The organism is Kitasatospora sp. NPDC056327, assembly GCF_042261735.1.
Lineage (GTDB): Bacteria > Actinomycetota > Actinomycetes > Streptomycetales > Streptomycetaceae > Kitasatospora.
In genome coordinates this window covers 1-6,212 of record NZ_JBHJRC010000398.1, presented here as the reverse complement: position 1 = coordinate 6,212, position 6,212 = coordinate 1, and the positions used below count along the sequence as shown (strand labels likewise).

Annotated in this window: 5 protein-coding genes; 1 reads left to right on the top strand and 4 read right to left on the bottom strand. The window is 75.2% G+C overall.

Annotated features, from left to right (window positions below; all coding sequences use genetic code 11):
- Nucleotides 1-74: 74 nt before the first annotated feature.
- The 4 genes from ACFCX4_RS33800 to ACFCX4_RS33785 form a co-directional block, all read right to left on the bottom strand.
- The gene (locus ACFCX4_RS33800; protein WP_376150886.1) at nucleotides 75-1,268 is read right to left on the bottom strand and encodes a glycine C-acetyltransferase; all 1,194 of its coding nucleotides are present in this window, start codon (nucleotides 1,266-1,268) and stop codon (nucleotides 75-77) included.
- Nucleotides 1,269-1,321: 53 nt separating this feature from the next.
- Nucleotides 1,322-2,350, bottom strand: a complete 1,029-nt coding sequence (gene tdh, locus ACFCX4_RS33795) for an L-threonine 3-dehydrogenase (protein WP_376150884.1) — start codon at nucleotides 2,348-2,350, stop codon at nucleotides 1,322-1,324.
- A 391-nt stretch (nucleotides 2,351-2,741) separates the two neighbouring features.
- Entirely contained in the window at nucleotides 2,742-3,395 is a 654-nt protein-coding gene (locus tag ACFCX4_RS33790) for a hypothetical protein (protein WP_376150882.1), read from the bottom strand.
- Nucleotides 3,392-4,387, bottom strand: a complete 996-nt coding sequence (locus ACFCX4_RS33785) for an ATP-binding cassette domain-containing protein (RefSeq protein ID WP_376150888.1) — start codon at nucleotides 4,385-4,387, stop codon at nucleotides 3,392-3,394. The genes ACFCX4_RS33790 and ACFCX4_RS33785 overlap by 4 nt, the downstream gene beginning before the upstream one ends.
- A gap of 271 nt (nucleotides 4,388-4,658) precedes the next feature.
- Between ACFCX4_RS33785 and ACFCX4_RS33780 the strand changes: the two genes are divergently transcribed.
- On the top strand, nucleotides 4,659-6,164 hold the full coding sequence (locus ACFCX4_RS33780) for a serine hydrolase domain-containing protein (protein ID WP_376150880.1): 1,506 nt from the start codon (nucleotides 4,659-4,661) through the stop codon (nucleotides 6,162-6,164).
- Nucleotides 6,165-6,212 lie beyond the last annotated feature (48 nt).

The following is a 6,212-nucleotide window of genomic DNA, read 5'->3' as shown; positions in this document are numbered from 1 at the left end:
GCGTCCGGTTCCGAGCGGACGCGCCACGGGCGATCGAGGGGGGAGCCGGCCAGGGCGGGCCGCTCCCCGGGGGGCTACTCGCCCAGGGCCGCGCGCGCGTCGATGAAGGCGGCCACGGCGCGCTCGACGTCCTCGGTGCTGTGCGCGGCGGAGAGCTGCACGCGGATCCGGGCCTGGCCGTGCGGCACGACGGGGTAGGAGAACCCGATCACGTAGACGCCGCGCTCCAGCAGCAGCTCGGCGAGGCGCCCCGCCCTGGCGGCGTCGCCGATCATGACGGGCGCGATGGCGTGGTCGCCGGGCAGGACCTCGAAGCCCGCCTCGGTCATCCGCGAGCGGAACAGCGCCGTGTTGGCCGCCAGCCGCTCCCGCAGCTCGTTGGACTTCTCGACCAGGTCGAGCACCTTGAGCGAGGCCGCGGCGATCACCGGCGCGAGCGAGTTGGAGAACAGGTACGGGCGCGAGCGCTGGCGCAGCAGCGCGACGATCTCCCGGCGCGCGGCGACGTAGCCGCCGGAGGCCCCGCCGAGCGCCTTGCCGAGGGTGCCGGTGATGATGTCGACGCGGTCCATGACGCCGTGCAGCTCGGGCGTGCCGCGCCCGTTCGCACCGACGAAGCCGACGGCGTGCGAGTCGTCGACCATGACCATGGCGTCGTAGCGGTCGGCGAGGTCGCAGATCTCGCGCAGCGGGGCGACGTAGCCGTCCATCGAGAAGACGCCGTCGGTGACGATCAGGCGGCGGCGGGCGTCCTGGCTGTCCTTGAGCTGCTGCTCCAGGTCGGCCAGGTCGCGGTTGGCGTAGCGGTGGCGGCGGGCCTTGCAGAGGCGGATGCCGTCGATGATGCTCGCGTGGTTCAGCGCGTCGGAGATGACGGCGTCGCGCTCGTCGAGCAGGGTCTCGAAGACGCCGCCGTTGGCGTCGAAGCACGAGGAGTAGAGGATCGTGTCCTCCTGGCCGAGGAACGCGGAGAGGCGGTCCTCCAGCTCCTTGTGCACGTCCTGGGTGCCGCAGATGAATCGGACGGACGCCATGCCGTAGCCCCAGCGGTCGAGGGCCTCCTTGGCGGCGGTGAGCACCTCGGGGTGGTCGGCGAGGCCCAGGTAGTTGTTGGCGCAGAAGTTGAGCACCTCGCCGGGGGTGCCGCCGGCGGTGACGGTGACGGCGGCGCTCTGCGGGGTGCCGATCACCCGCTCCGGCTTGAAGAGGCCGGCCTCGCGGATCTCGTCGAGGGTGGCGGCGAGGTCGTCGCGCACGGTGTCGAACACGGCTGCTCCTATACGGGGTGGCAACGGGCTGGCAACGGGAGGGCGAGGGGGGATCAGACGGTCCAGTCGAGGATGACCTTGCCGCAGCGGCCGCCGGCCGCGTCGTCGAAGGCGGCCTCGAAGTCGGCGGCGGCGTAGCGGCCGGTGATCACCGGACTGAGGTCGAGGCCGCCCTCCAGCAGGACGGACATGGCGTACCAGGTCTCGAACATCTCGCGCCCGTAGATGCCCTTGATGGTGAGCATCGAGGTGACGACGGAGGCCCAGTCAACCGGGAAGTCCTCGGCGGGCAGGCCGAGCATGGCGATCCTGCCGCCGTGGGTCATGTTGGCGATCATCGACTGGAGCGCCTCGGGGCGGCCGGACATCTCCAGGCCGACGTCGAAGCCCTCGCGCAGGCCGAGCTTCTGCTGGCCCTCCTCGATGGTGTGCTCGGAGACGTCGAGCGCCAGCGAGACGCCGACCTTGCGGGCGAGGTCGAGGCGGTAGGGCGAGACGTCGGTGATCATCACGTTGCGGGCGCCGGCGTGCTTGGCGACGGCGGCGGCCATGATGCCGATCGGGCCGGCGCCGGTGACCAGCACGTCCTCGCCGACCAGCGGGAAGGACAGCGCGGTGTGCACGGCGTTGCCGAAGGGGTCGAAGATCGCGGCGACGTCGAGGTCGACGGGGACCCGGTGCACCCAGACGTTGGAGGCGGGCAGGGCGACGTACTCGGCGAAGGCGCCGTCGCGGTTGACGCCGAGGCCCACCGTGTTGCGGCAGAGGTGGCGGCGGCCGGCGAGACAGTTGCGGCACTTGCCGCAGACCAGGTGACCCTCGCCGCTGACGAGGTCGCCGACCGCGATGTCGGCGACGCCGGCGCCGGTCTCGGCGACCTCGCCGACGAACTCGTGGCCGAGGACCAGCGGGGTCCTGATGGTCTGCTGGGCCCAGCCGTCCCACTTGCGGATGTGCAGGTCGGTGCCGCAGATGCCGGTGCGCAGCACCTTGATGAGCACCTCGCCGGGGCCGATCGCCGGGGTGGGGACGTCCATCAGCCAGAGTCCGGGCTCGGCCTTCTGCTTGACGAGTGCCTTCACGGCGGTGGCTCCTGACGCACGGTGGGGGCGGCCTGGTGTGGGCAGGCCGACGGGGCCCGGCGGACGGCGGTCCCGGGGGCCGGCGGGTCCTGGCGGAGCCAGGGCCTGGCGGGGCAGGGCGGGGTGGCGCGGGACCGGGGGTCCGGTGTCCGCATTCCGGGCAGGCAGAAATCTGCCTGGTGAGAGGGGGTGCGGTCCATCGAGGAATTCTTAAGGGCCGCGACAGCTGGGCTAAACGATCGTGCCCGAGCTGGACTCGGCGGCGGTTCGCGGCGTGCCGGGCGGCACTCCGACGGCGCAGCGCGCGGGGCGTGCGGAGGGCGCGCGGGGCGCTGCGCCGACCGTCGCGCGCCCGTCTCGGTGCGGGGCCGGCGGCGGCTCCGGGGCCGGGTCAGTCGCGTCGGGTGACGACGGTGTGGGCGAGGGCCGCCGCCGCGCCGAGGAGGGCAGCGGCGACGGCCAGCAGGACGGCGGTGGAGGCGAGGAGGTCGGCCGCGTGCCGGTGGGTCGCGAGGCGGGTGAGCAGGAGGTTGACCGGGGGCAGGCCCTTGCCCAGGGTGAGCGCGAGGAGCAGCGCGAGGGCGAGCAGCAGGCCGCGGCCGTGGTGGCGGACGACGGGCGGGGAGGCGATCAGGCCGACCGCGGTGCCGGTGAGGGCGCAGGTGAGCTGTGCCTCGGCGCCGAGCAGCAGGTCGGCGGCGGTGGGGCTGTGGGTGCCGACGAGCAGCGGCAGGGCGAGGCCGAGGACGGTGAGCGGCAGGCAGGCGAGGAGGGCGGTGAGGACGGTGCCGGCGAGCAGGCGCCGGTGGCTGCCGGCGGCGGTCAGGATGCCGCGGTGGGCCTGGTCCTCCAGGCCTGCGACGGCCGTGGTGAGCCAGGTGGCGGCGAGCAGCATCGCGGCGCCGGCGGCGCCGTGGGCGGCGGTGAGCGGGCCGGTGTCGCTGCTGGTCAGGACGGTGACGAGGCTGGTGAACAGGAGCAGCGGGGCGAGGTGGCGCTGGGAGAGGAGGAGGGTGGTGAGCCGGTAGCGGACGAGGGCGGTCATCGGACGGTGGTCCTCGGGGCGGGTTCGGGCCGGGGGTGCGGGGGCTGCGGGTGCGGCCGTGGGCGGCTGACCGCGTGGACGGACCAGTGGTGCCGCAGGGCGGTGAGGAGCACGGCGTCGGTGCGGGTGGGGTCGACGCGCAGGTGGATTTCGGGCCCTCGCCGCTCCAGGGCGAGCACCCCGGGAAGGGCGGCCCAGTCGGGCCCGGCGGGCGGGGACGCGGCGGGTTCGGGCCAGGCGGGCGGGGACACGGCGGGTTCGGGCCAGGCGGGCGGGGACGCGGCGGGTTCGGGGGCGGCGCCGGGGGCGGTGAGCACGATCTGGGCGGGCGCGGCGGGCCCTGTCGCTTCGGACGTGGACGGACCGCCGCCGGACCGGAGGACGACCCGCCCGCCGGCGACGGCCCCGACCGTGGTGGCGCGGGCCGCGGCGACGGCCTCCCGGTGGTCGGTGAACACCACGGTCCCGCCGCCGGCGGCGGTCTCGCCGATGAGGTCGGCCAGCACGCCGTGCGCGGCGGCGTCGAGGCCGGACCAGGGTTCGTCGAGCACGAGCAGGTCGGGCGGCACGAGCAGGGCCTGGGCCAGCGCGACCTTCCGGGCGTTGCCCTTGGAGAGGGTGCGCAGGGCGGCATCGGCACCGCCGGCGAGGGCGAGCCGGTCGAGGAGCCGCCCGGCGCGGGCGCGGGCGGCGGCGGTGGTCAGGCCCCGGATGCGGCCGAGGTGGGTGAGGTAGGCGGTGGCGGTGAGGCGTTCGGGAGCGGTGAACCGGTCGGGGACGTAGCCGACGACGGCCCGGCGGGCGGTGGCGGGTCCGGTGACCCGGCCGGTGGTGGGGCGGGTGAGGCCGGCGAGGACGCGCAGCAGGGTGGACTTGCCGGAGCCGTTGGCGCCGACGACGGCGAGGACGTCGCCGGGGGCGAGGCTCAGGTCGACGTCGCGCAGGATCCAGTGCCCGCGGCCGTAGCGCTTTCCGACGGCCTCGCAGTGCAGCATCCCGGTGTCCCCCTCCGTCGGTTCCCGCGGTGGGCACGCTACCCGGGCCCGGGTAGGGGGCGGATAACCGCGGCGGACGGCCGCCGTCCGCGGGAGCCCCTGGAGCGCGCGGGGGCGGCGGGTGGGTCCGTTCGGTCCAGCGGGCGCCCGCCCGGCGCGCGGGGCGCCACGGCGGCGCATACGGTGGCGATCGCTCCCCCTTGCGGGCCCGTGGAGCGCTGCTCCGGGCCCGTCCGGCCCAGAGAGGCGCCCGAAGATGACGAACCGTGTGACGAGGAAGCGAGCCACGGCTCCGGCCGCCGTGGCGGTGGCGCTGGCACTGACCGGGCTGCCGGCGGTCGCCGGCTGTTCGGGCGGTGCGGCGTCGCAGCAGCCGGCCGCCGGGGCGGTGACGGCCGTTCCGGCGGCGCTGAGCCCGACGGCGACGGCCACGCCGCTCAGCCCCTCTCCGAGCGGCCCCGCCACGGGCACCACCACCGCCGCGCCGAGTACGGGCGGGACGACGCTGCCGTTGACGCCGGACGTCACGGCCCGGCTGGACGCGGCGGTGGAGCGGGTGCTGACGGAGGCCTCGGTGCCGGGCGTGATCGTCAACGTGGCGACGCCGCAGGGCGAGTACCTCAAGGCGTTCGGGACGTCCGACAAGGTGGCGGGCACCGCGATGGTGACCGGGCTCAACATGCGGATCGGCAGCGTGACCAAGTCGCTCACGGTGACCGCGCTGCTCCGGCTGGTCGACCAGGGCAGGCTCCGGCTGGACGACCCGGTCGAGAAGTACCTGAGCGGTGTGCCCGGCGGCGGCGCGATCACCCTGCGCCAGCTGGCGGACATGCGCAGCGGCCTGTTCCCGTATACGCAGGACGAGGAGTTCGTCCGGACCCTGGAGGCGGACCCGCACCGGGAGTTCACTCCCGACCAGGTGCTCGCGTACGCGTTCCGGCACCCCGCGAACTTCGCGCCGGGCGCCGGGTTCGAGTACTCCAACACCAACACGGTGCTGCTGGGCCAGGTGGTCGAGAAGGTGGGCGGGCAGCCGCTCGGGGAGTTCCTGAAGAAGCAGGTGTTCGACCCGGCCGGCCTGGAGCGGACGGTGTTCCCGACGGACGCCGCCTTCCCGCAGCCGCACGCGCAGGGCTACACCGACCAGACGCCGGACGGCGCGGTCGCGGACGCCACGGACTGGAACCCGTCGTGGGGGTGGGCGGCGGGGGCGGCGATCTCCACCCAGGCGGACATGAAGAAGTGGGCGAAGGCGCTGGCGACGGGCTCGCTGCTGACGCCGCAGACGCAGGCGGAGCGGCTGCGTCCGGAGCCGTCGCCGGACCCGGACAGCTGGTACGGGCTGGGGCTGTTCTCCAACCACGGGTGGATCGGGCACAACGGCTCGCTGCCCGGGTACCAGGCGGTGGTGGTGTACCTGCCGTCCGCGCAGGCGTCCTTGGTGGTGCTGCTGAACACGGACATCACCTACCGGGGCTCGGCGCCGTCGACGCTGTTCGCGAAGGCGGTCACGGAGATCGTGTCGCCGGGGAACGTCTACGACCTGCCGCCGGTGCCGGCGGATTCCGACGAGCCCGACGCCTCGCCGTCGGGCCCGTCGTCCTCGGCGGCGTCGCCCTCGGCCGGCGGGTCCCCGTCGTCGGCGGGCGCGTCGCCCTCGACGGCCTCCCCCGGTACGGCCTCCCCCGGTACGGGCACGGCCTCGCCCCCGGCGGCGTCGCCCTCCGTGAAGGTGTCGTCCTCGGTGACTCCCCCGGTGGAGTCGGCGGCCTGACCCGCCCAGCCCTGACCCGCCCCGCACTCGCGCGGCCCGGCCCCGGCG

What these genes read in the sequence shown, in the direction of transcription:
- ACFCX4_RS33790 (WP_376150882.1), bottom strand. Translation starts at nt 3,395, where the DNA reads ATGACCGCCCTCGTCCGCTACCGGCTCACCACCCTCCTCCTCTCCCAG.